The organism is Microbacterium flavescens, assembly GCF_018588945.1.
Classification (GTDB): Bacteria; Actinomycetota; Actinomycetes; order Actinomycetales; family Microbacteriaceae; genus Microbacterium; species Microbacterium flavescens.
Genome location: NZ_JAFIWA010000003.1, coordinates 17,243 through 42,338, shown reverse-complemented (window position 1 = coordinate 42,338; position 25,096 = coordinate 17,243). Strand labels below are relative to the sequence as shown.

Annotated in this window: 24 protein-coding genes and 1 tRNA gene; 11 read left to right on the top strand and 14 right to left on the bottom strand. The window is 69.0% G+C overall.

Going from position 1 to position 25,096, the window contains the following annotated elements; genetic code table 11:
* Window positions 1-7 precede the first annotated feature (7 nt).
* The 9 genes from JX005_RS16065 to JX005_RS07055 all read right to left on the bottom strand — a co-directional run bounded on the left by JX005_RS16065 (window position 8) and on the right by JX005_RS07055 (window position 8,078).
* Complete coding sequence (locus tag JX005_RS16065) at window positions 8-838, bottom strand: prepilin peptidase (protein ID WP_307858523.1); 831 nt, start codon at window positions 836-838, stop codon at window positions 8-10.
* Window positions 835-2,412, bottom strand: coding sequence for a bactofilin family protein (locus JX005_RS16060; RefSeq protein ID WP_246533687.1), 1,578 nt, complete (start codon window positions 2,410-2,412; stop codon window positions 835-837). Before JX005_RS16060 ends, JX005_RS16065 begins: the two co-directional genes overlap by 4 nt.
* Complete coding sequence (locus tag JX005_RS07085; protein ID WP_214466741.1) at window positions 2,403-2,930, bottom strand: PulJ/GspJ family protein; 528 nt, start codon at window positions 2,928-2,930, stop codon at window positions 2,403-2,405. The genes JX005_RS16060 and JX005_RS07085 overlap by 10 nt, the downstream gene beginning before the upstream one ends.
* Window positions 2,927-3,688: a prepilin-type N-terminal cleavage/methylation domain-containing protein gene (locus JX005_RS07080; protein ID WP_214466740.1), complete on the bottom strand. Its 762-nt coding sequence runs from the start codon at window positions 3,686-3,688 to the stop codon at window positions 2,927-2,929. Before JX005_RS07080 ends, JX005_RS07085 begins: the two co-directional genes overlap by 4 nt.
* A gap of 494 nt (window positions 3,689-4,182) precedes the next feature.
* The gene (locus JX005_RS07075; RefSeq protein ID WP_214466739.1) at window positions 4,183-4,482 is read right to left on the bottom strand and encodes a DUF1905 domain-containing protein; all 300 of its coding nucleotides are present in this window, start codon (window positions 4,480-4,482) and stop codon (window positions 4,183-4,185) included.
* Window positions 4,483-4,491: 9 nt separating this feature from the next.
* Complete coding sequence (locus JX005_RS07070) at window positions 4,492-4,935, bottom strand: hypothetical protein (RefSeq protein WP_214466738.1); 444 nt, start codon at window positions 4,933-4,935, stop codon at window positions 4,492-4,494.
* Window positions 4,910-5,335, bottom strand: a complete 426-nt coding sequence (locus JX005_RS07065) for an SRPBCC family protein (protein ID WP_214466737.1) — start codon at window positions 5,333-5,335, stop codon at window positions 4,910-4,912. The genes JX005_RS07070 and JX005_RS07065 overlap by 26 nt, the downstream gene beginning before the upstream one ends.
* A 40-nt stretch (window positions 5,336-5,375) precedes the next feature.
* Window positions 5,376-7,058, bottom strand: a complete 1,683-nt coding sequence (locus JX005_RS07060) for a PxKF domain-containing protein (protein ID WP_214466736.1) — start codon at window positions 7,056-7,058, stop codon at window positions 5,376-5,378.
* Window positions 7,059-7,262: 204 nt separating this feature from the next.
* Window positions 7,263-8,078 carry a glycosyltransferase family A protein gene (locus tag JX005_RS07055; RefSeq protein WP_214466735.1) on the bottom strand — a complete coding sequence of 272 codons (816 nt, stop codon included), beginning with the start codon at window positions 8,076-8,078 and terminating at the stop codon, window positions 7,263-7,265.
* A gap of 176 nt (window positions 8,079-8,254) precedes the next feature.
* On the opposite strand from JX005_RS07055, the gene JX005_RS07050 reads away from it, so the two are divergent.
* The 4 genes from JX005_RS07050 (at window position 8,255) to JX005_RS07035 (ending at window position 12,925) form a co-directional block, all read left to right on the top strand.
* The gene (locus JX005_RS07050) at window positions 8,255-9,643 is read left to right on the top strand and encodes an HNH endonuclease (protein WP_214466734.1); all 1,389 of its coding nucleotides are present in this window, start codon (window positions 8,255-8,257) and stop codon (window positions 9,641-9,643) included.
* A 69-nt stretch (window positions 9,644-9,712) separates the two neighbouring features.
* On the top strand, window positions 9,713-10,318 hold the full coding sequence (locus tag JX005_RS07045) for a GNAT family N-acetyltransferase (RefSeq protein WP_214466733.1): 606 nt from the start codon (window positions 9,713-9,715) through the stop codon (window positions 10,316-10,318).
* Between the two features lie 107 nt (window positions 10,319-10,425).
* Window positions 10,426-10,827 (top strand): DUF7144 family membrane protein, encoded by a 402-nt coding sequence (locus JX005_RS07040; RefSeq protein ID WP_214466732.1) that lies wholly within the window; start codon window positions 10,426-10,428, stop codon window positions 10,825-10,827.
* A gap of 217 nt (window positions 10,828-11,044) precedes the next feature.
* Window positions 11,045-12,925 carry a pectate lyase-like domain-containing protein gene (locus JX005_RS07035; protein ID WP_214466731.1) on the top strand — a complete coding sequence of 627 codons (1,881 nt, stop codon included), beginning with the start codon at window positions 11,045-11,047 and terminating at the stop codon, window positions 12,923-12,925.
* A 150-nt stretch (window positions 12,926-13,075) separates the two neighbouring features.
* Here the strand turns inward: JX005_RS07035 and JX005_RS07030 are convergent, their stop codons facing one another.
* From JX005_RS07030 to JX005_RS07020, 3 genes are all read right to left on the bottom strand, one after another.
* Window positions 13,076-14,062: an aldo/keto reductase gene (locus JX005_RS07030; RefSeq protein WP_214466730.1), complete on the bottom strand. Its 987-nt coding sequence runs from the start codon at window positions 14,060-14,062 to the stop codon at window positions 13,076-13,078.
* Window positions 14,063-14,131: 69 nt separating this feature from the next.
* Window positions 14,132-15,085 carry a L,D-transpeptidase gene (locus JX005_RS07025; RefSeq protein ID WP_214466729.1) on the bottom strand — a complete coding sequence of 318 codons (954 nt, stop codon included), beginning with the start codon at window positions 15,083-15,085 and terminating at the stop codon, window positions 14,132-14,134.
* Window positions 15,086-15,130: 45 nt separating this feature from the next.
* Window positions 15,131-15,577, bottom strand: coding sequence for a DUF2809 domain-containing protein (locus JX005_RS07020; RefSeq protein WP_214466728.1), 447 nt, complete (start codon window positions 15,575-15,577; stop codon window positions 15,131-15,133).
* Window positions 15,578-15,747: 170 nt separating this feature from the next.
* On the opposite strand from JX005_RS07020, the gene JX005_RS07015 reads away from it, so the two are divergent.
* The 3 genes from JX005_RS07015 (at window position 15,748) to JX005_RS07005 (ending at window position 20,374) form a co-directional block, all read left to right on the top strand.
* Complete coding sequence (locus tag JX005_RS07015) at window positions 15,748-17,265, top strand: cell wall-binding repeat-containing protein (RefSeq protein ID WP_214466727.1); 1,518 nt, start codon at window positions 15,748-15,750, stop codon at window positions 17,263-17,265.
* A gap of 125 nt (window positions 17,266-17,390) precedes the next feature.
* Window positions 17,391-18,821, top strand: coding sequence for an MFS transporter (locus JX005_RS07010; protein WP_214466726.1), 1,431 nt, complete (start codon window positions 17,391-17,393; stop codon window positions 18,819-18,821).
* Window positions 18,822-19,042: 221 nt separating this feature from the next.
* A complete protein-coding gene (locus JX005_RS07005; protein ID WP_214466725.1) occupies window positions 19,043-20,374 on the top strand; it encodes a GmrSD restriction endonuclease domain-containing protein in 1,332 nt (443 codons plus the stop codon).
* Between the two features lie 57 nt (window positions 20,375-20,431).
* On the opposite strand, the gene JX005_RS07000 is transcribed toward JX005_RS07005, so the two are convergent.
* Together JX005_RS07000 and JX005_RS06995 are read right to left on the bottom strand one after the other, a co-directional pair.
* Window positions 20,432-20,716, bottom strand: coding sequence for a hypothetical protein (locus JX005_RS07000; RefSeq protein ID WP_246533686.1), 285 nt, complete (start codon window positions 20,714-20,716; stop codon window positions 20,432-20,434).
* A gap of 234 nt (window positions 20,717-20,950) precedes the next feature.
* Window positions 20,951-21,027 (bottom strand) — tRNA-Pro (locus JX005_RS06995).
* A gap of 210 nt (window positions 21,028-21,237) precedes the next feature.
* Here JX005_RS06995 and JX005_RS06990 point away from each other — a divergent pair.
* The 4 genes from JX005_RS06990 to JX005_RS06975 all read left to right on the top strand — a co-directional run bounded on the left by JX005_RS06990 (window position 21,238) and on the right by JX005_RS06975 (window position 25,084).
* On the top strand, window positions 21,238-23,298 hold the full coding sequence (locus JX005_RS06990) for an Rv1352/Rv1906c domain-containing protein (RefSeq protein WP_214466724.1): 2,061 nt from the start codon (window positions 21,238-21,240) through the stop codon (window positions 23,296-23,298).
* Window positions 23,299-23,350: 52 nt separating this feature from the next.
* Complete coding sequence (locus JX005_RS06985) at window positions 23,351-23,935, top strand: GNAT family N-acetyltransferase (RefSeq protein WP_214466723.1); 585 nt, start codon at window positions 23,351-23,353, stop codon at window positions 23,933-23,935.
* Between the two features lie 85 nt (window positions 23,936-24,020).
* Complete coding sequence (locus JX005_RS06980; RefSeq protein WP_214466722.1) at window positions 24,021-24,716, top strand: lysoplasmalogenase; 696 nt, start codon at window positions 24,021-24,023, stop codon at window positions 24,714-24,716.
* On the top strand, window positions 24,713-25,084 hold the full coding sequence (locus JX005_RS06975; RefSeq protein ID WP_214466721.1) for an RNA-binding S4 domain-containing protein: 372 nt from the start codon (window positions 24,713-24,715) through the stop codon (window positions 25,082-25,084). The genes JX005_RS06980 and JX005_RS06975 overlap by 4 nt, the downstream gene beginning before the upstream one ends.
* Window positions 25,085-25,096 lie beyond the last annotated feature (12 nt).

Here is a 25,096-nt window from a genome sequence, read left to right as displayed (position 1 = left end):
TTCCTTTCTAGGTGCCCGAATACAGGCTGGTGTAGGCGTGCCCCAGGGCTTCGCCGGCGAAGACGCCGGTCCAGGCGCCGATGAGCATGAATGGTCCGAACGGGATGGCGGTCTTGCGTCCGGCGCGGCGGGTGGCGATGAGCGCGATGCCGACCACCCCGCCGACCAGGAAGGCGGCGAAGGCGCCCACGGCGAGGGCTCCCCAGCCCACCCATCCGAGGTACAGCCCCACGACGCCGGCGAGCTTGACGTCGCCGCCTCCCATGCCGCCGGGCCGCACGAGCCGCAGCACGAAGTAGAAGACGTACAGCGCGATCATCCCGACGCCGCCGCGCAGCAGCGCGTCCCACTCGCCGCTCAGCCACGCGGCGCCGGCGAAGAGCACGAGCCCGACGACGTAGCTGGGCAGCACGATCACGTCGGGCAGGCGATGCGTCTCGAGGTCGATGAGCGTCAGCGCGATACTGATCGCGACGAAATAGAGGAAGGCGACGATCACGAGCCCCAGCGCCCAGGATTCGCGGACGGATGCCGCAGCCGTCGTCGCCAGGAACGCCCACGCGATCACGGCGAACGCGATCCCGGTGAACGCCTCGACGAGCGGGTAGCGCGCCGGGATCGACTCGCCGCAGGCCGCGCAGCGCCCGCGCAGCGCGAGCCACCCGGCGACGGGCACGTTGTGCCACGGCTTGATCGCACTGTCGCACTGCGGGCAGCGGCTCTCGCGGCTGAGCGGGATGCCGGCGGGAACTCGGTAGACGACGACGTTGAGGAATGACCCGATCACGAGCCCGAAGACTCCGACCAGGACGACGAGGAACAGTTCGAGGGGCGTCACGGCTGCAGCTCCGTCTGGTAGACGAGGCTGCCGAGGCGCTGCACGAGCGAACCCTCGGCCACGCCGCCCTCGCCCTTGATCTTGCAGCCGAGCTGATCGAACGACGGCGCCCACGACATCGGCTTGCAGGTGTACGTGGCGCTCGAGTGCATGTGCACCGAGTCGTTGGTGTAGTACTGACCCGAGAAGCTCGACGTCACCGTGCCGGTGATGCCGCACGGCGAGTACATCATGAGCCGCACGTTCGCGTTCACGGCGCCCGAGATGTCGAACTTGTCGTTCTGGTTGCCGTTGCCGCAGTTGGGCACGGGCTCGCCGCCGGTGTAGTTTCGCGTGGCGTCGGAGTGGATGAACAGCACCTGGCGGTTGTTGCCGTCGTCGCCGACTGTGCCGTTGATGTTGACGACCATTCGCACGCTCGGCTTCGCGATCATCACGACATCGCGCTGCGGCGTGATGTTGCCGAACGCGATGTCGACGGCGCCGTTGCCGCACGAGGTGAAGTCGAGCACGAGTCGGCTTCCCGGTGTCTCCACGAGGCTCTTGATGCTCGGGGTCGGGTTGTTGTTGAGCAGGCTGCAGACGTTGGTGGCCGTGTAGGGCGTGCCCCACCCGGTGTTGTCGAGGTCGATCCACTTGGTGGCCGCCTTCAGCCACTCGAGGGTCGGCTCGAACACCGGGTCGGTCGGGCTGTTCGGCGTGCGGGTGCCGGGCGCGGTCCACAGCGAGCCCACCGTGATCGAGTTGCGGCTCGTGAGGTCGCCGGTGACCGAAGCCTGCGTGCTTCCCTGGTCGCTCAGCGTGATGGTGCCCTTGGCGGTGACCGATCCGTCGAGGAGCGCGCCGCCGTTCGACGAGATGGCGACGTAGCCGTTCGTGGTGATGTCGCCGCGCACCTTGATGGCCTGGCTGTTGCTGGTGACATTGCCGTCCGACCAGACGTCGCCGTTGACCTGGCAGTTGTTCGAGAAGGTCGTCGTGCCCTGCAGCACGTACAGGTCGCCGTCGAGGATTCCGTCGATGTTGCACGTCCAGCTTCCGTCGCGCAGCACGAGGTCGCCGGTGTAGTGCGACACGCCGGCGGTGAAGCCACCCGAGAAATAGGTGACGACGCCGCCCGGCTGCTGCGAGTAGGTGACCTGCCATGGGTAGACCGCGTCGATGGTCGCCGTCGAGCCGTCCGCGCCGGTGCCCGTGGAGCGGATCACAACGTAGCGCGTGGCGGCGGTCGGGCAGCCGGCGCCCACGCCGGGGTCGGTCGCCGACGTCGGCTGGTCTCCCGCGGTCACGTACACGGTGCTGGAGAAGATGGGGTCGGTCCCCGAGAACGAGGTGACCGAGCATCCGGCCGAGATCGACGCGATCGCCACGTCGCGACCCGACTCCGCGGCGACGAACGCCTGCGTCTGGCTGCGGTTCTCGGCGTTGGCCTGGATGGTGAAGAGAACGGATGCCGCGACCACGCTCGCGACGACGAAGCCGACGAGCATCACGATGACGACGGTGATGAGCACGGCGCCGCGGTCGTCGGAGCGGCGGTGGGCGTGGCGAAGAAGTCGATCGATCACCAGCATGGCGAGCTCACCCCCGTGGGCGTCGAGCGGGTCGACGCCTCTCCTGCGAATCGCACCGGCGCGGATTCGGTCTCGATGTCGAACGTGTAGACGACGGACTGACCCGTCTGTGCGAAGAACGGGGTCGCCCCGTTCTTCTTGACGCCTTCGTTCCATGCCGTCCATGAGGCGGGCAGACCGGGAAGCGCGCCGGCGGACTGCGCGAGGCGCGCGGTGCCGGGAGCCAGGTAGAAGGCCTGGCATTGCTGGGCGCCGCCGAGCGACGTGCGCACGCGCAGCTCCTGCTGATCGGCGGAGACCTCGAAGTCGAGCGCGTTGCGCATTGCCCGCTCGATGGTCGATCCCATGGACTGACCGCGGTTCGTCGCCTCGCTCACGCTGGTGACGTCTTTCTGAGTGTTCAGAGAGTTGATGAGGATCATGGACGTCGCGATCAGGATGATGCTGGTGAGCATCACGTAGACGATCAGCTCGATGAGCGAGATGCCGGCGTCGTCGCGAGGGTTGTCGTAGCTCATGGCACGTAGATGATGGCTGTCGTTGTGGCGAGAACCGCTCCGGATGTATCAACAGCCTTAAGGGCGAGCTTCACGGTCTTCGATGCAGCAGGGCAGGTGCCGACCGTGCCCGACGTGACGATCGCTCGACCTGCTCCGTCTGTCACGTTCTGCTCGAGCGCGACCGCGGAGAGATTTGGGCACGTTGGGGTGCCCCGGGCCTCCTCGACTAGGGTATTGAGTTCCCGGGTCGCTGTTGCGATTGCCGACTGCTCCGACGAGTGCCGGATCCCCGAAACGAGGGCCGGAAGGAGAGCGACTGCGACGATCGCCAGCAGAAACATTGCGATCAGCACCTCGACGATGCTGAATCCTTGCTCGTTCTTCACCACGTTCTCGCTCCTCCCCAGGTATGTGACGGCCGGGCCGGACGTGACGGTCTCCGTTCCCTTGGCGGCAGAAACGCAGATGGTGTCGATGTCTTTGGCCGTGAGCTTGGTCACGGTGACGGTCACGTTGTCCTTGGACAGGTTCGCGAGCGTCGCGCCCTGAACGGGCGCTGTGGCGCTATTTCCCGCCACGGCCGCCGCGACCTGGGTCGCGCCGTTCGCCGCGATCGCCTTCAGCGAGTTCGTCTGAGCAGTGGCCGAGATGTTCATGAAGATCGGGATTGCGATCGCGGCCAGAATGCCGAGGATCACGACGACGATGATGAGCTCGATCAGCGAGAACCCGCCGTCTTCGCCCCGCTCGATGCGCTGCTTCTCGAGCGCGTCCATGTAGTTCTTGATTGATGCACGCATGTGCGCTGTCTCCCCTGTGAATGGTGATTGAAGACAGCCCTGATGAACCGCGCGACAAAGCACGGATGTCCGCCGTGCCGGCAAGCGGCATGGCGAAACCACGCGGCAGCGTGGCCGAATGAAAACCCCAGATTCTAAAACCCCAGTTTTGCGTCCCAGCACTTCATCAGAGCCGGGTCTGGAACGCACGCACAGGTATGCGTGAATCCCCTCCCACCCAGAAGCATGGGATAGCAGTCACCGCTTGTCAACGCGCGATGCCTCAGCGTCGGCTCAGGAACGCCTCAGGAACCGATGATGCCCATTGACTTCCCTCAGGTTTGCGCGGAGAAACCCTCGAACGCGGGGTCGCCGCGTTTCGTCTCGCTTCGCTCGCTCAACGACCCGCGAGGGGCACGGAACCCGAAACCACCACCCCGGGCCGTTGAGCGAGGAGCGAAGCGACGAGACGAAACGCGTCCCCGTCCGGACTATCCGTCCAGCACCTCGAGCCGCACGAGCACCGGACCGCCGTCGACCAAGCCCTCGGCATCCCGCACCGCCTTCTTCAGCGGGAGCACGTACGAGCCGCTCTGCGACGACGGGAAGATCGACGTCGACCACTCCGACCCGCCCACCCGCGCGCGCACGCGCACCGACCCGAACCCGCGGTACGGCCGCGGAATCTCGCGGATGTCTTCGCTCAACTCAGGAGGCACGGCCGCGAAGAACCAGGCCGAGTCGTCGCGGGCGTCCCAGCGGAAGATCTCGCCTTCGAACTCGATGATCATCCCCTGAGGCTACTCACCGCCGCCGACCCGGCCGGAGCCGGTGGCCGGACCGCCGCTGCCGGCGAAGTAGAGCCACACGATCGGCACCACCGACCCGACCGCGACCATAGACAGGAACGGCAGCACGAGCTGCGGCAGGAACGAGCACGGGAACGCGAGCACGAGCGCCGTCGTGACATAGCCGGGCGCCGCGACCACCGCGCACCACACGCCCGAGCCCATGATCAGCCAGCCGATCGCCGCCACCATGGCCAGCGCGAGCGCGCCGATCATCAGCATCATGCCGTCGTCGATCACGCACACCTGAGGCTGCAGCTCGACCGGCCGCAGGCGGTAGATGCCCCACCACAGCAGCAGGAGCGCGCCGAGCACTCCCGCGATCCAGATGAGCGCGAAGAGCACCCGCCCCCAGAGCCGCGGGTGGTCGCTACCCGAACGCGGCGACTCCGCCATGGCGATCGATCAGCCTCTGCAGGCAGTTCGACCAGCCCTCGATATGGCTCTCCCGCTCGTCGGCCGACTGAAACCCCGTGTGGCGCACGGTCACGCGGGTCGAGGCATCCGCTGCTCTTTCGAGCGTGAGCTCGGCGTCGGTGGTGTGGTCCTCGCCCTCCCACCGCCACTCGAGCCGCAGCCGGGTCGGCGCCTCGAGGTCGAGCACGCGGCCCAGCACGGCCAGGTCGGCGACCGACGACCGCACCTCCCACCGCCCGAGCTCGACCGGCTCGACGACGGCCTCGGTGTCGAACCGTGGCGGCCAGATCCATTCGCCGAGCCGTGAGGCGTCGGTCAGATCGCTCCAGACTTCGTCGACGGATGCCGCCACCAGCGCGCTCTCGGTCATCTCGAACATGCCCGCCACCGTAGCGCAGGGCACCGACCCGGCGTCAGGACTACTTCTTGAAGCTCACGTCGAACGCGTGGGTCGTGCCGTCGCTGAGCGTGAGGACGAACTGACCGGTCTTCTTCGCCCACGCCTTGTCCGTCTTCCAGACGTAGGTGTAGCGGTCGGTGCGGGCGTCGTAGCCGAGTCCGCTCCGGCCGGCGGTCGCGGCATCCAACTCCTCCCCCGGCGGGTTCGCAACGGTTCCTTCGATCACGAACCGCGCCGACGTCACCACCTGGAGTCCTTGGTCGCCGCCGAGCGAGAACGACACCGGGATGGCCTGCCCTGCTTTCGCGACATTCGGACCCGACATCGACACCGGGTCGAAGAATCCCGCGAAGTCGAAGGCGTCGGGCAAGCCCAGCGCGAACGGCGAGAAATTCGATGTCGTGCCGCACACGAGTCCTGGCGAGCGGGTCGACGTGATGTCCTGCCATCGGTTGAGCGCGGTGTCGAAGTGGTACAGCCGGGGCGGATCGCCCGGCAGATTCGCCGTGTCGTAGGCGAAGCACACGGTCGCCGTTCCCGTGAACGTCGCCGTGGTGCTGAGGTGGAAGTAAAGCGGCGGGTCGCCCGCGAGCTGGAACCCGTCGGTCGCCGGTCCCGTCCCGCTGACCGTCGCCGTCGTGGTCCCACCCGTCGCGCTGGCGGGGAACGAGACGCGTGCCTCGGTCGTACCGAGCGGGATCACGGCGGTGTCGACTCCGGGATCCGTGTTGTCAGACTCCGCGTTCGGCGGCGCCGTCACCAGGAAGTCGCCGTAGCTTCCGGCAGGCCAGTACCGCTCAGCCGGGTCGCCGACCACGAGCTGATAGTCGCCGTACGGAAGCGCCGCCGGCAGCGCGAGCGGGGCCACGAGCGTGCCGTCGGTCGCCACCGTGCCGCTTCCGACATAGGTCGCGCTGACCGGCAGCCCGCCTCCGAGCAGGACGAAGTAGAAGTAGTCCAGGTCGGGCGCGATCCACAGTTCCAGCTCTTCGCCGGGAGTGAGGCCGGATGCCGTCGCCGACGTCGCCACACCGGGGAAGAGATCCGGCGAGCCGGCGCCCCCGTCGACCGTCGCGCGCTTGCCGATGATCTCCGATACGTGATCGAGGTCGGCGTTCTCGAGGTTTGCGCCTACGAACCGTCCGGGCACGACATGCGTGTCGAACGGAGTCACCGTCGACGCGGCCGTTTCGGACGGTGGCTCAGTGAGTTCGAAGATGCGCATCGTATGGCCCGACCACGACGGGAGCGGATTGAACCACGTGCTCGCATCGCCGCCGTCCACGGAGAGCGACTCACCCGGGTCGAGGGTGAGCCAGAAGGTGGACTGGATGCTGCCCAGCACGTCCGCGAAATCGCCCCAAGCTTCAGGCGTCCAGAGGTGATCGACGATGCCTTCCGTGACGAAGTCCATCCCGAGACCGAAGTGCCTGGTCGACGTCGAGCCGTTCACGAGTTCCACCCTCAGCACCGGCAGCGGATCGCGCAGGAGCTCTCCCCCGAAGGGCGACGTCGTGGACGACGCCGTCTGCCACGTCACCGTGACTCCGTCGATCGTCTTCGGATAGCCGTCGACGTTGGTCCACGCCAGGGGCGGAGGATCGTCGCCCATCGCCGGCGCGACGCCGGGCCCCGCGACGAGCAGCACGGCGGTCAGAAGTGCTGCCCATGCCGTGCGAATGCGTGATCGAGACATGGCCATTGCGGCCCCCTTGTGTTCGGCGCTTCCCCAGCGCTCCGACCGACGGCCCCAGGTCGCCGTGGCGCACATGTTCCACCCGCGCGAGAGGCGTGTCAAGGGCGCACGTGATGCGACGCGTGGACGGGACTCGGGCGATTCGGGAGCGCAGAGCGGTCCGGGGCGGTGGGTGCGTCCGCGATGCGACTGCGCTTCGCCGGGGTGAGGTCAGCGGCCGAACTCGGGCGTCCAGTCGTCGGTGTCGGGCGCCCACTCGTCGGCGGCCGTGGTCGCGGCATCCGCTCTGCTGCCCGTCGTCTCTTCGCGGCGGCGCCACGAGGCTCCTTCGGGCCAGCTGGCGGCGAACGTCGTGGCGACCTTGAAGACGCGGCGCGACAGGCCGCTCACCGTCTGGAGCGGGCGTGCCGACACCGGCATGAGCAGCTGCGGGTCGTACCGCACCCCGTCGGCGGGACGCAGGCGGATCGTCAGGTCGAGATCGTCGTGGATCGCCCCGTTCTCGCGATCGACCCGGTCGCGCACGCGCCGCCAGACGGCCGAGCGCATGGCGAAGTTCGACCCGAACACCAGCGGGACGCCCAGCCACTTGCGCACCCAGTAGTGCCCGCCGCCGATGTACCATCGCTCGCCCAGGTAGTTGGTGAGCGCGCTGCCGCCGTAGAACTCCGCGCCGCCGGTGAGCACGCCGAGACCCGGATCCGACACGAATGCACGGACCAGCCGTGCGATCCAATCGGGATGAGGGCGAGAGTCGGCGTCGAGGCGCGCGATGATGTCGGCGTCGCCCATCGCCTCGTCGTAGCCGCGTGCCGCGGCCGGCCACACCCCCACCCTCGCTTCGTCGAGCAGGGTCGCGTAGTGACGGCGAGCAACCTCGGCCGAGGCATCGGTGCTGCCGTTGTCGACGACGATCACGCGGTCGGCCGGGTGGGTCTGCGCCGCGAGCGCGGTGAGACAGGCATCGAGGAAATCGGCATCGTTCCGGCACGGGATGACGACCGTGACGCGAGGGACGAGGGGCACACGCACACCCTACTCTCGCCTCGCTCGAGGGCTCGGCGACGGCGGGGATAACTTCGGAAAAGTGTTGCTTTGCGTCGGTTAGTTTAGTATATTTGTTCTCGTCGGAAGTGCCCATCCGCTTCATCAGCGGCCCGATAGCGGCAGATTGATCATCGCGCGCAGCGGAAGGCACTCCCATGTTCGAACCTACAGACGATCCCATCGGCGGCCTCGCCGATGCATTGGCTGTGGTGGCGGATGCCTGGCCCATTGATCCGCGCGGCTCTCACGTCGCCGTCGACGCGCTCGACCAGGCCGAACTGGTCGCCCTCAACAGCACGATCGGCGCCCTGCGTCGTCGCGTCGAAGCGGTGCACGCGCGGGTCGCATCCGAGATCGCGCGCCAGTCGCGTCCCGAGCTCGGCTCCGAAGGCCTCGCCAAGAAGAACGGCTACCGCAGCCCGGCGGTGCTCATCGCAGCCACCACCGGCACGAGCGTCGGCGACGCCTCGCGACTCGTCGCCGTGGGCGAGGCCACCGCGCCACGCCGCACGTTCAGTGGAGCGGATGCCCCGGCCCGCCACCCTCATGTCGCCGAAGCGCTCTCTGTCGGCCGCATCGGCATGTCCGCGGCATCCGCCATCATCGCGATGCTCGACCGCGTCGCGATGCGCGCCGGTCTCGAGGAGCGCGACCGGGCCGAGCGCATGCTCTGCGAGCAGGCGGCCGGGCTGTCGCTCGATCAGGTCGGCAAGCTCATCGCGCGCGCCGAGGCGTGGCTCGACCCCGACGGCCTCGAGCCGCAGGAGCACGAGCTCCTCGGCGAACGCATCATGAACATGTACGAGCGCGCCGGCATGCTGCACGTCAACGCGAAGCTCGACCCCGAGGCGGGCGCGCCCTTCAGGGCCGCGATCGAGGCCATCGTCACCGCGCAGTTCCGCACCGAGCAGGTGTCGGGCGGCGGTGGCGTGGTGTCGCCCTCCGACGCCGATGCGCCGCGTCGCACCCTCGCCCAGCGCCAGGCCGACGCGCTCGCGCTGCTGGCTGCGCACATGCTCGGCTGCGGCTCTGCTGACCGGCCGATCGAGGGCGCGACGGTCGTCGTTCGCGTGTCGCTCGCCGACCTCCGCGACGGAACCGGCAGCGCCACGGTCGACGGCATCGACCGGCCCGTCTCGATCGCGGCGGCCCGGCGCATGGCCGCGTCGGGCGGAGTCATCCCCTGCGTGCTGGGTTCCGACAGTGAGATCCTCGACTGGGGCCGCCGCAAGCGCCTCTTCACACCGGCTCAGCGGCTCGCCCTCGGCGAGCGCGACGGGGGCTGCGCGATGTGCGGGCTTCCGCCGGGCATGACGAAGGCTCATCACATCCGATGGTGGGCTCGGGATGCCGGACCCACCGACCTCGACAACGGCGTGCTGCTCTGCGAGACGTGTCACCATCGCATCCACGACAACGGGTGGGAGATCCGAGTCGACGGCCGCGGTGTCGACGGACGAGTGTGGTTCGTCCCGCCATCGCACGTCGATCCGGGTCGCGTTCCAAGACTCGGCGGCAAGGCGCGCTTCAGCTGGGTCGCGTAGCCGCGGGGCTGGAGTGTGCCCCGGCAGAGAGCATCCCGCTGTGTCCGCTCCGCGGGCTACCCTGACCCCATGACCGCGGCCGGCACCACGCCCGACCTGCGCATCGTCCCCGCCAACGAGGCGTCGTGGGACGACCTGCAGGCGATCCTCACCGGCGCCGCCGGGCAATGCCAGTGTCAGCGACAGCGACTGGGCGACCACGACTGGTGGTACATGCCGGTCACCGAGCGCGCCGCCATCCTCCGCGACGAGACCCACTGCGACGACCCGCGCGCGACCGAGACGATCGGCATCGTCGCCTACCAGGGCGATGAGCCCGTCGCCTGGTGCGCCGTCGACCGCCGAGGGGTATACGGTCGCCTCCGAGGCTCCCCCGTCCCGTGGAAGGGCCGCACCGAGGTCAAGGACGACGAGACCGTGTGGGCGATCGCCTGCATGATCGTGCGCAAGGGCCACCGCAGCCAAGGCCTCACCTACCCGCTCGTCGCCGCCGCCGTCGAGTTCGCACGCGACCGCGGAGCCTCGGCCGTCGAAGGCTATCCGCTGCTTACGGGCGGTGGGCAGGTCATCTGGGACGAACTGAACGTCGGCCCGGTCGGCCCGTTCCAGGCCGCCGGACTCCGTGAGGTCGCGCATCCGACGAAGCGGCGCCTCGTCATGCGCATCGACTTCTGAGTCCTTTCACCCGCACGGGGTGACGCCGCGCTTCAGCGGCAGGAGAACGATGTAGTCGCCAGAGATCACACCTCGCCGATCTCACCGTTCCGAAGGGAATCGACTCCATGTCATCTACGCAGCGCACCGGGTGGGCCGGCTGGGCGGTCTTCGCCGGCATCCTCATGATCATCGCCGGAGCCCTGGCCGCCCTCAATGGCCTGAACGCCATCCTGTCGCCCATCGAGAAGTGGGCGATCTCGTCCGACGCCGGAACCTTCCTCTTCGACGTCGAGGTCTGGGGATGGTGGCATCTCATCCTCGGTCTCGCCATCATCGTCACGGGCATCTTCGTGCTCCGCGGAGTCACGTGGGCCCGCGTCATCGCGGTGATCCTCGTCGCCCTCAACGCGATCAGCCAGCTCGCGTTCTTCAGCGTCCAGCCGTGGTGGGCACTCATCGTGATCGCGCTCGACGTCATCGTGATCTACGCGCTCACGGTCCACGGCCGGGAGCTCGACGAGGGCTGATCACCGCCCGTCCAGACACGAAGGGCGCCGCACCCATCCGGGGGTGCGGCGCCCTTCGCCTGCGTGGGCGCCGCCCGGCTACCCCGCAACCCCGCAACCCCGGCAAGCGATTCCCTCGAAATGCGCCCTTGAAACCGCTCCCACGGTTTGGTTACAGTCCTGTAAGTAGGCGGCATACCTGCCGCGCGACATCCCTCGACGAAGAGAGGACATTCGCATGACCAGCCCCACCACGCACCGCCGGAGGACTCGGCTCGCAGCCGTCGCCACGGGCGCGGCACTCATCGCAGGAGCCCTCATAGCCGCCCCGGCCACCGCCGCGCCGCCGCGCGCGGTCGACCCGTTCAACCCGGACTTCGGGCCGAACGTCACCGTCTACAGCCCCGACATGCCCGTCGACGAGATCGAGGCCGAACTCGACGCGCTGGCCGACCAGCAGCGCGACGCCGAGATGAGCAGCGTCCGCCGTGCGGTGTACTTCCTCCCCGGCCAGTACGGCACCGCCGAGAACCCGCTGCAGTTCGACGTCGGCTACTACACCGACGTGGCCGGGCTCGGCGCCTCCCCCACCGACGTCGACATCAACGGCTCGATCGAGGTGTACAACCGCTGCCTCACCGCCGACAACTGCATCGCCCTCGTCAACTTCTGGCGCACGATCTCGAACCTGTCGCTCCAGGTGAACAGCCTCGGCGACGACGACTGCCGCGCCAGCGCCAACTTCTGGGCGGTGTCGCAGGCCGTCTCGATGCGCCGTGTCGATATCTCCGGCGCGAACCTGTCACTCATGGACTACTGCACGGCCGGCCCCCAGTTCGCCAGCGGCGGGTTCATCGCCGACTCGCGCCTGCCGTTCGTCGTGAGCGGCTCGCAGCAGCAGTGGCTCACCCGCAACAGCGAAGTGGCCGGCTGGTCGAACGGCGTGTGGAACCAGGTCTTCTCGGGCGTCGTGGGCGCCCCCGACGACGCGGGCTTCCCCGACCCGCCGTACACGACGCTCGACGAGACGCCGCTCAGCCGCGAGAAGCCGTACCTCTACGTCGATGACGACGGCCGCTACAACGTGCGTGTACCTGAGGCGCAGTCCGGCACCCGAGGAGTGAGCTGGGCCGACGGCATGACGCCGGGGCGCAGCATCCCGATCACCGAATTCTTCATCGCGAAGCCCGGTGACTCGGTGAAGGACATCAACAACGCGCTCGCCCGCGGTCAGCACCTGATCCTCACGCCCGGCGTGTACGACATCGCCCAGACGATCGAGGTCAAGCGCGCCGACACAGTGGTGCTCGGACTCGGTCATGCGACGCTCACGGCCGTCGGCGGTGCGGTTCCGCTCGAGGTGAAGGATGCCGCGGGCATCGTCATCGCCGGAGTCACCATCGACGCCGGCACCGAGCTGTCGCCCGTGCTGCTGCGGGTCGGCAAGGCGAAAGGCGGCAAGCCGCTCGGCGCCGCGAACCCGATCACGCTGAGCGACGTGTACTTCCGCGTCGGCGGCCCGCACATCGGCAAGACGACGACTGCGCTCGAGGTCAACTCCGACAACGTGCTCATCGACCACATCTGGGTGTGGCGCGCCGACCACGGCGTGGAGGGCTTCGACCCGACCGACGGCGTCAACGGCGACAACCAGCGCTGGGCCACGAACACCGGCACGAACGGCGTCATCGTCAACGGCGACAACGTCACCGCGACGGGACTCTTCGTCGAGCACTTCCAGAAGTACAACACCCTCTGGAACGGCGAGAACGGGCGCGTGGTGCTCTACCAGAACGAGCTGCCTTACGACCCGCCCACCCAGGCGGACTGGACGCAGCCCGACGGCACGCTCGGCTACCCGGGCTACGTCGTCGGCCCGAAGGTCAAGACCCACCGCCTCGACGGGGCCGGCGTCTACGTCTTCAACCAGAACAACCCGTCGATCATCACGGAGAACGGATTCTCGGTGCCCGAGACGCCTGGCGTGCAGCTGCACCACGTCATGACGGTGAACCTCAGCGCCGGCACGATCCAGCACGTCGTGACCGGCGTCGGCGGTCAGGCCGACAACAGCAACACCGGCACGCCGCAGTACATCGTGGACTATCCCACGCCGTAGAGAATCGGATGCCTCGGCACCGGTCCCCCCGCGGGGCCGGGGCATCCGTACGCCACCCCCGTCGCCCCGGGTCGTTGAGGAGCGAAGGCCCACCCCCGGGTCGTTGAGCGAGTGAAGCGAGACGAAACGCGTCCCCGCCCCGCGCACCCCTCACCAGAGCGGGTGGATCGCCTCACGCAGATCACGGTCGTAGACCTCGTGCACCACGCGGTCGAACGTCTCGACGTCGAACCCGCCGTCGAGCAGGGCTGCGGCATCCGCGTTCGAGGTCGCCTGCCGCACGTTCCGCGCACCGGGGATCACGCTCGTCACTCCGGGCCGGGATGCGATCCACGCCAGCGTCGCCGCCGGAAGCGAGACTCCCTCGGGCAGCGCGCCCGCGAGCTCGGCCGCGGCATCCAATCCGACCTGATAGTCGACACCCGAGAACGTCTCACCGCGGTCGAACGCCTCGCCGTGACGGTTGTAGGTGCGGTGGTCGTTCTCGGCGAACGTGGTCGACGCCGTGTACTTCCCCGACAGCAGCCCCGAGGCCAGCGGCACGCGCGCGAAGATCGCGACACCGGCAGCCTCGGCCGCGGGCAGCACCTCGTCGAGGGGCTTCAGGCGGAACGGGTTGAAGATGATCTGCACGTTCGTCACGTTCGGACGCGCGATCGCGGCGAGCGCCTGCGCGCACGTCTCGACGGAGACGCCGTACGCCGCGATGGTGCCGTCCGCCACGAGGGCATCGAGGGAGTCGTAGGTCGCGTCGTCCTCGATGACGGCCGACGGCGGGCAGTGCAGCTGCACCAGGTCGAGGGTGTCGACACCGAGGTTGCGGCGCGACCGGTCGGTCCAGGCGCGGAAGTTCTCGGGCGTGTAGTTCTCGGGCTCCTGCTCGAGACGCCGGCCCATCTTCGTCGCGACTGTGATGTCGGTGCGGCCCGCGAGGAACCGACCGATGATCGACTCGCTCCGCCCGTCGCCGTAGACGTCAGCGGTGTCGAAGAGCGTCACACCACGATCAGCGGATGCCGCGAGCACCGCCGTCGCGTCCTCCTCGCTCACCGCACCCCAGTCGGCGCCGAGCTGCCATGTTCCGAGGCCGATGGCCGAGACCTGACGAGCGGTGCGGCCGAGGGGGCGCTGATTCATGGGGATCCTTCCGATTGCCGGGCCTCCTCGAACGAGGCGCCGCGATCCAGCATGCCAGGTCGCAGAGGGTCAGGGGCTGATGATGACCGGGGTCCCGTACGGCAGTTCGGCGAGCGCGGCGATGGCGTCGGGGTCGAGCCGGATGCACCCGTTCGAGATCGGGCCGGATCGCTCATCGTGATAGTGGAAGGCCGTGACCGCGGCATCCGCTCCCCCGAATCCGTCGAGGGTGGGCGACTGCACCGCGAGGTAGATGATCGGATGCCCGCGGGTGTACCAGAACTCCGGCACGACGCGGGTGGTCATGATGTACGTGCGACCGAGCGGGGTCGGGGTGACGTCCGTGCCCCAGCCGAAGTCGGTCGCGATGCGCTCGGCCGTCCCATTGCGCACGATGTCGACGGTGCGCGCGGCGATGCCCACCTCGACGACGGCGTCGGTGGACGCGAACTCGACATCCTGTACCCGCAGCCACCCGCTCACCTGCGACGCGTCGCCCTTCGACGGCACGGCCTGCCGCCCGGTCAGCAGCACCCTGACCCAGTGGTCCTGCCGCTCGACGACCGGCATCGTCGTGCCGTCGTACGGGAACTCGCGCGGCACGTAGGCCACGGGCTCCGCGGCGGGATCGGCCCAGACCGGCGCGCCGATCCCGACCGCGAGCGCGGTCTCACCGGTGGGCTCCGTGAACGGGTCGTCGTCGACGGGCAGCTGCGGGATAACGGCGAACACGTTCACCTGCGGCAGCTGCGTCACGTCGTATGTCGCGGTGTTCGCCGGGAAGCCCGTCGGCGTCGGAGTGGGCGACGGAGTCGGCGTGACGGTCACGGTAGGCGACGCGCTCGGCGTCGGCGCGGCTGCGGACGGGCCTTCCGGGCGCACGAGGAGAGCTGCCAGGATGCCGCCGACGACGACGAGGGCGATCACCGCGCCGATCAGCCAAGCCGACCGCCGTCGGGGCGCGGCGACGGGCGGCCCGGCGGGTTCACCCGGGCCGGCGCCCTGCGGTGCGGCATCCCCCATGCATCCATGGTCGGTGCGGGTGACGGATGCCGCAACCCGAGCGGCTTACGAGGGCGTCGTCGATTCCTCGGCCCGCGCCGGCTCGGGCTCGGCTGCACGACGGGGCAGGGTGACGACGGCGTCGGCACCCACGAGGACGACAATCGTCAGGAGGTACACGAGGAGGTCGCGCCCGTCGAAGACCGTGCCGAGCGCGAGCATCGCCGGCGGGAACACCGCGCCCAGCGCGAGCGGGATGCCGGTGAGCTGGAACAGTTCGACGAGCACGCACCAGACGGCCGCGATCGCTCCGACCGTCAGGGGCGCGAGTCGCGGCGCGACGATCACGACGGCGAGGTACGCCGCGACGGCGTACAGCGCGTCGCCCGCGATGTCGGTCGCCGTGGTGTCGGGCAGCAGAGCGTGGACGACCAGCCCGGCCGCGATCACCCCGGCGAGGAGGACAGCCGCGACGACGCGGCGGGCCGGGCGGCGTGGGGCGGAGGCATCCATTCGCTCGATTCTGCACCATGGGGTGCACCGACGCTGATCTTCGGTCTAGTGCGGAGTGGGGCGAACGCCTACCGTGGACCGCACGCACTTGCGCGCCGGGCTCCTACGACGGAGGACAGATGGTCAGACGGTCAGCGGTCCTCGCGATCACGGCACTTATCCTCATGGGGGTGCTGGGCACTCCGCCCGCGACTGCCGCGGCACCGCTGGTGACGGTCAGCGGCACGGTGACCGGCGCGCCGGGCGACGACGACTTCTGGCTGACGTTCCATCGGCTCGGCGAGAGCGCCGATGTGACCTACCGACCCATGGTCTTCGCGGGACCCGACTTCACCGCCGAGATTCCTCCCGGTCGGTATCACGTCTTCATCTCAACGGAAGAGTCCGCGTCGTCGTGGCTCGGAGGTACGCGGTTCCCGACCGGGTCGGAGGTCCTCGTCGTCGGGGATGCCGACCGAACGCTGGACATCACACTGTCCGCCGAATTCGGATCGATCTCGGGCGTCGTGGGCGGCTTTCCCGCGGGCCTGAACCACTTGATCACGGTGGAGGCATATGCCTATGACGCGGCGACCAACCAGGCCGATTTGAGCGCGCATAAAGCCACGCCAATCGGTACCGGGCAGACCGGCGCCTTCACCATCGACGGGCTCGCGCCCGGGGTGTACCAGCTGCGCGGCTACACCGAACCCGACATCGGACCTCCTTACCGGTATCTTCCGGAACGCGTTGTCGTGACGGTGACCGCGGGCTCGGTCGTCGACGTGGGGACGATGACTTTCAGTCAGGAGCCGGTCCAGTACCAGCGGGTCGCAGGCCTGGATCGCTACCGCACGGCGGCGGCGCTTTCCGCGAAGTACTTCGGCGCCGCGCGCACAGACACCGTCTTCATCGCGAGCGGTACGGCCTTCCCGGATGCGCTGAGCGCGGGTGCCGCGGCAGCGGTGAACGGAGCGCCCGTGCTCTTGGTCCCGCGCACCGGTCTCCCGGCCGCGGTCGCGTCGGAGCTGCGGCGGATCGAGCCCGCCACGATCTACGTGATCGGCGGAGCGGCAGCCGTTTCCACCGCTACCCAGACCGCCCTGCGCGGCTACGCCGGGACGGTCGTGAGGATCTCCGGGCCGGACCGATACGCGACCTCTCGCGCGGTTGCCGCAGAGTTCTTCGACATCCCCGCCATCGCCTACATCGCGACGGGTCGGGACTTCCCCGACGCGCTCGCGGCGTCGGCCGTCGCCGGAGCGCTCGGGGGTCCGCTCGTGCTGGTGGATGGGCAGACATCGACACTTGACGCGACTACCCGCGACCTCGTCGGCACTTTCGATGCACCGTTGCGGATCGTCGGGGACACCGGCGTGGTGTCGGCAGGCATCGAAGCCGATCTCGCCGCCATCGATCCGGGTGTGACGCGTCGAGGAGGTGTTGACCGATACGAGACGGCCACCCTGCTCGCTGGGGACCTGCCGGTGGCGGACACCTGGTTCTATGCGACGGGGACCGGTTTCGCGGATGCCACTGCCGGCGGAGCAGTCGCCGGACAGCTCGGTTCGCCCCTGAAGCTCGTGCGCCCGTCCTGCGATCCGAACTGGTTCGATCTCGGCTACATGTATTCACAAGGTCCGCGCACGGTGGTCGTGGTGGGCGGGGAGAGCGCGATCAAGAGCGGCGCACTCGGACGAGCCTGTTGATCGAACCCGACGGTCCGATTCAGCGGTTGAGTGCCCCCGCGGGTATCGTCGCCGTCGCGGGTCCGGTCGCGGGAAGGCACCGGCCATCCGCACCACGAGATTTTCCGTCCTGGAGGCGATTGCTCATGCGTGACCGCAGCCTGCCGCTGGTGCTCACACTCGTGGCCGCGCAGCTGGTGGTGATGCTCGATTCCAGCATCCTGAACGTCGCACTTCCCTCCATCGCCGAGGACCTCGGCCTCACCGCCGTCGGAACCGCGTGGGTGCTCAACGCCTACTTCCTGACCTTCGGCGGTCTCCTGCTCATCTCCGGACGCGCCGCCGACGTCTTCGGCCGTCGCCGGATGTTCCTCATCGGCGCCGCGGTTCTCGCCGCCGGATCGGTGCTGGGCGGCTTCGCGTCCAGTGACACCGTGCTCGTGACCGCGCGCCTCGTGCAGGGCGCGGGATCGGCGATGCTCAGCCCCGCCGCGATGTCGGTGATCCTCGCGACGTTCGCCGGAGCCTCGCGGGCGCGGCCGATGAGCTGGTGGGGCGCGGCATCCACTGCCGGCGGCGCGCTCGGGGTCGCAGTCGGCGGGCTGCTCACCGGCGCGCTGGGCTGGCAGAGCGTCATGTTCGTCACCGCGGCCGCCGCGATTCTGGTGGGCGTCGCAGGCTGGCTCCACCTCCGCCGCGACCACTCCTCGACCCGCCGGCACTTCGACGCCACCGGAGCGACACTCGTCACCGCGGCTGCCGCCGCCGTGGTTTTCGCGGTCCTGAGCGTGCCGCATGCGGGCATCGTCTCCTTCGAGGTGCTTGCTGCGTCGGGAATCGCCATAGTGGCCGGCGTGGGCTTCGTCCTCGTCGAGCGGCGGAGCCCCGACCCGGTGCTTCCGCTCCCCGGGCTGCGCGACAGCCGAGTCGCCGGAGGCATCTTCGTCAACCTGCTCGGAGGGGCGGCACGCATCGCCTGCTTCGTCCTCGTCGCCCTGCTCATCCAGCAGGTTCTCGACTACGACCCCGCCATGGCCGGCCTCGCGATGCTGCCGACGTCGATCGCCGGCTTCGCAGTCAGCACCCTGGTGCTTCCCCGAGTGCTCGCGCGCTTCGGGCCGGAGAAGGTGGCGGTGATGGGGCTCCTCATGCTCGTCGTCGCGCATGTGCTGTTCGCGACCATCGACACCGGCGTGCCCTACGTGTGGCGAGTGCTCCCCGTCCTGATCATCGCCGCCACCGGCGTGGCCTTCAGCTTCACTCCGACGACGCTGGTCATCGCCGAGGGCATGGCAGCCCGCAACGCCGGTGTCAGCTCCGGCCTCGCGTCGTCGACCGCCCAGATCGGCGGGGCGATCGGCATCGCCGTGTTCGGTGCCGTCGATGCTCTGAACCGCGCCGCGGCGCTGTCGGAGGGCGGCAGTGCTGTCGACGCGGCGCAGGCAGGCCTTTCGGCCGCACATCTCGCAGCGGCCGCGGCTGCAGCGCTCGCCGCGGTCATCGCCGTGCTGACGTGGCCGGCACTCCGCCGACGTCGTGGCTCGCGCACCGAAGCCGCACCCGCCGCAGCCGACTGAGGCCGCCGGCCGGAGCCGCTGCGATAGCGCGCCTCAGGTGCATCCAAGATTTCACCCAAGACGCGGAGACCGGGACAGTGCCGGGGATACGCTCGCTGGAGCACGGATAACGCACATGAGGGTCGCCATCGGGGTGGGCGGCCCTTTTATTCATGCCGTGGAAGCCACGCTCGATGTCCGTGCCCTCGCTACTGCGTCCCCACGCGCCAAGGAGCCCAGAGATGACATCACCGGTCGGCCTCATCCCGCCGCCCTCACCCGGACCAGCCGAGCCGCCCCGCAAGCGGCGGCGACGCATCCCCGCGTGGCTGTGGATCGTCATCGGCATCGTGGGCCTCGGCCTGCTCGTGCTGCTCGCGCCACTCCTCGCGGCGGGTGCGCTGACCGTTCTGATCACCGGCATCTTCTCGCTCGCGAAGAGCACGCCCACGTGGCTGCGGTTCCGCTCGCGGAAGACCGCCATGGTCGCGACGATCGTCTCCGCGGTGATCTTCTTCGCCGCCGGGCTGATGACGTCGGTGGTGTACCCCCAGGCCGCCGCGGAGGGGCGGGCAGCCGCGCCGGTCTCCACCCCCGTAGGCTTCGCCGCTCCGTCGGAGGCGCCGTCAGAACCGACGCCGGGCGGCGACGACGAGTCGGTCGATGGGGAGAGCACGGATGTCCCGTTCGAGGGTGACGTGCAGACGGCATCCGACACCGCCACGACAGCGGACCAGACCGCACTGGCGGTCCTCGAAACGCTCGAGGTGAAGGGCCGCGCCCCGAACGCGGGATACGACCGGGACCAGTTCGGTCAGCGATGGCTGGACGTGGACCGCAACGGCTGCGACTCACGCAACGACACCCTCGCCCGCGACCTGATCGACGAGGTCTTGTCCGGCCCGTGCAAGGTGATGAGCGGGACCCTGAGCGACCCGTTCACCGGGCAGACCATCGACTTCGTCCGCGGGCAGGGAACGAGCGAGCTGGTGCAGATCGACCATGTCGTCGCGCTGTCGGATGCCTGGCAGAAGGGTGCGCAGCAGCTGACCGCCGACCAGCGGGCGACGTTCGCGAACGACCCGCTGAACCTCCTGGCCGTGGACGGGGCTGCGAACGCACAGAAGGGTGACGGGGATGCCGCCACCTGGCTGCCGAAGAACAAGGCGTTCCGCTGCGAGTACGTCGCGCGACAGGTGTCGGTGAAGGCCACGTACAACCTGTGGGTCACGGCGGCCGAGCACGACGCGATCGCCCGGGTGCTCTCCAGCTGCCCGGACCAGGCGGCCTACACATCGACGTTCGCTCCGGTGGCTGTCGTCGAAGCCGAACCGGACCCCGAGCCCGCGCCCGCGCCCGCGCCCGCCCAGCCCGAGCCCGCGCCGGTGGCACCGGCTCCGGCGCCCGTGCAGCCTGCTCCGGCTCCCGTCGCGCCCGCCCCCGCCCCAGTCGAGGTCCATTACAAGAACTGCGACGCGGTCCGCGCCGCGGGCGCCGCTCCCGTCTACGCGGGGCAGCCCGGGTACGCGAAGCACCTGGACCGGGACAACGACGGCATCGGCTGCGACAAGTGAGCAGGTAGGTGGGCAGCAGGACGTGTGAGGTGTGAGGCTCGCGTCCGCGGCGAGCGACTACTCGCGCCAGGGAAGCTCGAGATCCTCAGGTTCCACGTCGACATCTCCGACGTCGTCGGGGCCGCCCGTCCCGGGCACAGCACGAACGCCGTCTGGGTCGATATCGCGGTCGATCGTGCTGGGCAGCGGATCATCCTGCTTCTGCTGCGTTTCCGCCTCGCTGCTCGGACTGTAAGTCATGTCCTTCCGGACCGAGTCAGCGCTCGTCATCGGCGCAGGCGGGAGCTCCTCAGTCTCGCCCGCAGCAAACTCATGATTCGACTTGGCGCCGTTCTCGCCCATGACCGCACCACCCTCCAGCTCGTAGGCGCGACGCTAAACCCGGGCCGAAAGAAGAACGACGGGCTTGACACGGCAGCGGTCGGCGCAACCGCATCCCCGCTCGGCGATTGCGGCACAGAGCTGTCGTCGGCTCAGGGGGCTTGCACCGCGCGCGCAACAGAAAACGCCCCTGAGAAGATCTGGCTTCTCAGGAGCGTTCTCCGTGATTTTCCGGGCCTTTTCCGACCCCCGGATTGGTCGGGATGACAGGATTTGAACCTGCGACCCCTTGACCCCCAGTCAAGTGCGCTACCAAGCTGCGCCACATCCCGATGCCCGAGCCGGAGCGCGGACAACTCCCCTATGCTACCCGCTCCTCGGACCGGTCGCGAACCGGCCATCGTTCGGGCGCGTCGTTGCGTGGTCAACCGCAATCGCCCACGGGTTGTCCACAGGCGTCTCATCTGGCTCTCATCTACTGCCTCTGATGTGCTCGGCTCCCGATCACTGGGGCATCGTTTCGAGACCCCGGGAGTATCACCATGTCCGCACCTGCCGTGAGGGACGCCACGCGTCCCCCGAGGCGTCTTCCGCGACGGGCCGGACGCGCTCTGACCGCGGTCATGGCCGCCGTCGCGCTCGTCCTCGCCCCGTTGTCGGCGACGGCAGCGATCGCCGCCGAAGAGGATGTCGCCTCCGTCGTGGCGCCGGCCGAGGCATCCCTCACCGGCTCCTTCGTCGTCGGCAGCGACATCACTGCTCAGACCGGCGTGTGGACCCCCGCCGACGCGACGCTGACCTACGTGTGGTGGCAGAACACCGCCCCGTACCAGGCGCCCGTCGAGGGCGTCGACCAGAATCAAGGCGCTGCCATCATCGATGGCGCGACGACCGCGCAACTCACGCTCGACGCTTCCCTGGAGGGTCGCTTCATCTGGGCGGTCGTTACCGGTTCCGCGCCCGACCTGGCGGCGGGGAGCGTCGTCGCGGCAGCATCCACGCCGGTCGTTCTCCCGAGCATCCAGGGGCTGCCTGATGTCTCGATCGTGGGAACCGCCATCGTCGGAGCGCCGCTCGCCGTCGCGCTTTCCGGCCCCGTGCCGGACGGCGTCCAGGTCGGGTATCACTGGACGCGCGGCGGCGCGCCGATCGAAGGCGCTCAGGGCTCGGGTTACACGCCCCTCGCCACCGACGCGCTGGCCTCGCTGCGTGTCGTCGCAACGTTCACCGCCGAGGGCTTCACGACAACGACGCGCACGAGCGACGCGATCGTGGTCGCGAAGGCCGACTTCACGGGCGCGCCCAGCGCCGCGATGGCGGGTTCCGTCCGCGTCGGGAGCACTGTCACGGCCGTGACCGGATCGTGGCCGGAGGGCACCACGTTCCGTTTCAGCTGGCGCTTCACCGACGCCGCTGGGCGGGAGACGGTGTCGGCCACGACCACCCAGGCGTACACGCCTACGTCGAACGTCCTGGCTCGCAAGCTCAGCGTGATCATCACGGGCACGGTGCCGGGCCACAACGCCGTCAGCACGCGCAGCTCTCTGGTCACCATTGCCCCCGGCATCATCAACGCCCCGACACCGAAGATCTCTGGCTCGACTGCCGTCGGCTCCACTTTGCAAGCGGTCTTGGGCTCCTGGGGTCCTGCTGACTCGATCACGTACCGCTGGAAGCGCAACGGCGTGGGAATCAGCGGAGCGACGGCGAGAACGTACAAGCTCACGGATGCCGATCTCGGCAAGAAGATCACACTCGTCGTCGTCGTAAAGCGCAGCGGATACACCACTGTCACACGGACAAGTGCCGCCACCGCGACGGTAACGAAGCCATTCACGAAGGTCAGCACGCCGAAGATCAGCGGAACTGCACGCGCCGGCTCGGTGCTGACGGCGGTTCCCGGCACGTGGTCGCCGACTCCGACGCTCGGCTACCAGTGGAAGCGCAACGGCATCGTCGTCTCGGGCAAGACCTCGAAGACGTACACTCTGACCTCTGCCGACGTCGGGGCGAAGATGACGGTCTCGATCACGTATAAGCGGACGGGCTACTTCACGCGCGTCGCCACCTCTGCGTCGACCGCCACCGTCACCGCGGCCAACGCCATGACCCGCCAGGGATGGTTCACCGTCGGCACCCATGTGGCCGCCGGAACCTACTATGCGAGCGGCGGCAACGACTGCTACTTCGAGCGACGCACGAACACGATGCTCGCCCAGGGAGAAGGTCTGCTCGGCTACCAGTACAACTGGGAGTGGGGCTTCGGCGGACAGAAGATCGTCACCATCAAGGCGACCGACAAGTACTTCTACACCGAGGGCTGCGGCACGTGGAAGCCGCTCGCGGTCGCGCAGCGCTCGTCGGTCGGCGACGGAACGTTCGGCATCGGCAGCCAGATGAAGACCGGAGTATGGCAGGCCGTCGGCCCCTTCGACTCGGATGGCTGCTACGTCGAGCTTCTCCGCTCCTTCACCGGCAACCCCGACGTCGACATCATCGATAGCGGCTTTGTGGAGGCTCCCGGTCTGGCAATTCGCATCGACTCGACGATGAAGGGCTTCACCACCGACGGGTGCGGCACCTGGAAGTTCGTGAGCAGCTGACGAACCGCTCGCGGCGTTTCACCCTGTCCCCACCCCGGAGTAGCGTCGCCGCATGGCACAGATCACCGTCGAGCCCGCCACCCCCGCTCGCTTCGATGACGCCCAGCACGCCCTCACAGGCGGCGGCGATGGGCGCAGCTGCCAGTGCCAATGGTGGACTCTCACGAACACCGAGTTCAACGCCACGCCCACCGATGAGCGCCGTCGGCTGCTGAAGGACGAGATCGGGACCGGTCCGCCGCCGGCGCTCATCGCCTACGTCGACGGTGAAGCCGCGGGCTGGGTGCGCGTCGGACCCCGCACCGCCCAGGTGCGCCTCTCGCGCACCCGCAAGTTCTCCGCGACGGAAGAGCCGTGGGACGACGATTCGGTCTGGGCGGTGAGCTGCTTCGTCGTGCGCAAGGAGCACCGCGGAGCGGGCCTCAACGCCCGGCTGCTCGACGCCGCCATCGACTTCGCGCGTGATCGCGGTGCGCGCGTGGTCGAGGCGTACCCTGTCGACCCGGCCGCAGGGGCCAAGAAGGCGTCGAACGACCTCTACCACGGTGTCGTGTCGACCTTCGCGGCGGCGGGGTTCCGCGAGGTCGCGCGACCGTCGCCCGATCGCGCGATCATGGCGCTCGAGCTGCGATCCTGACCGAACGACCCGGTTCCCACCCCTGCACCTGCGGACCATCCCCGGCGTGGGACGATGGTGGTCGCCACGCTCGACGAGGAGGAAGATGTCGCGGCTCCTGATCGGTTTCATCCCCTACACGCTCGCGACCGTCACGCACGTCGGGGCCCTCGCCGTCGGCGCGCACGACCTGGCTCAGCCGACGAAGTTGATCCTCATGCCCCTCCTCGCCTTCGCTGTCGCGTGGGGCGTGAACCGGTCGTGGACACCCGTCCACACCGTGCTCGTCGCCGCCATCGCGCTCTCGTGGCTGGGCGACGGCGCCGGCACGTTCTTCCCGGGGCTGCCCACCGTGCCGATGATGCTGGCGTTCTTCGGCCTCGCTCACCTCTGCTACATCTGGCTGTTCTGGCGCATGCTGCCGCGGCGGCGCGTTCCGCTCTGGGCTCTCGTCTACGCGGTCTGGTACGTCGCGCTCCTCGCCGTCCTCTGGCAGAGCCTCGGCGCCCTCCTCGTGCCGGTCGCCCTGTACGGCCTCGTCCTCGGCGCCACCGCGGTGGGCGCCGCCCGCTGTCACCCGCTCGTCGCGTGGGGCGGACTCTTCTTCCTGACCTCCGACTCCGTCCTGGCATTCCGCCTGTTCCAACCCGACGCCCTGCCCGACTGGGCGAGCCCGCTCGTCATGGCCACCTACTGCCTCGGCCAGGGTCTCATCGCCGCAGGTGTCATCGTGTCGACCCGCCGACCCCGCACCTCGACCGGCGGCGACGAAGCCCCCACCGTCGTGGAAGTGCCGGCATGACGGATGCCTCGGCCCGCGTCGACTCGTGGCTGTGGGCCGTGCGGGTCTACAAGACCAGATCCGCCGCAACGACCGCATGCCGCGCGGGGCATGTGCGGGTCAACGGCGAGAAGGCGAAGGCCGCGCAGCCGGTGAAGCCCGGCGACGAGCTGCGCGTGCGCATCAGCGGCTTCGACCGCATCCTCGTGGTGCGCAAGACGATCACCAAGCGGGTCGGCGCGGTCCTGGCCGCCGAAGCCGTCGAGGATCGCACGCCTCCTCCCCCGCCCCGCGAGATGACGGCGTTCGTCCCCCGGCGCGACCGCGGCGCCGGGCGTCCGACCAAACGCGAGCGCCGCGACATCGACCGCCTCCGCGGACGTGAGTGATCGCCCCGCTCG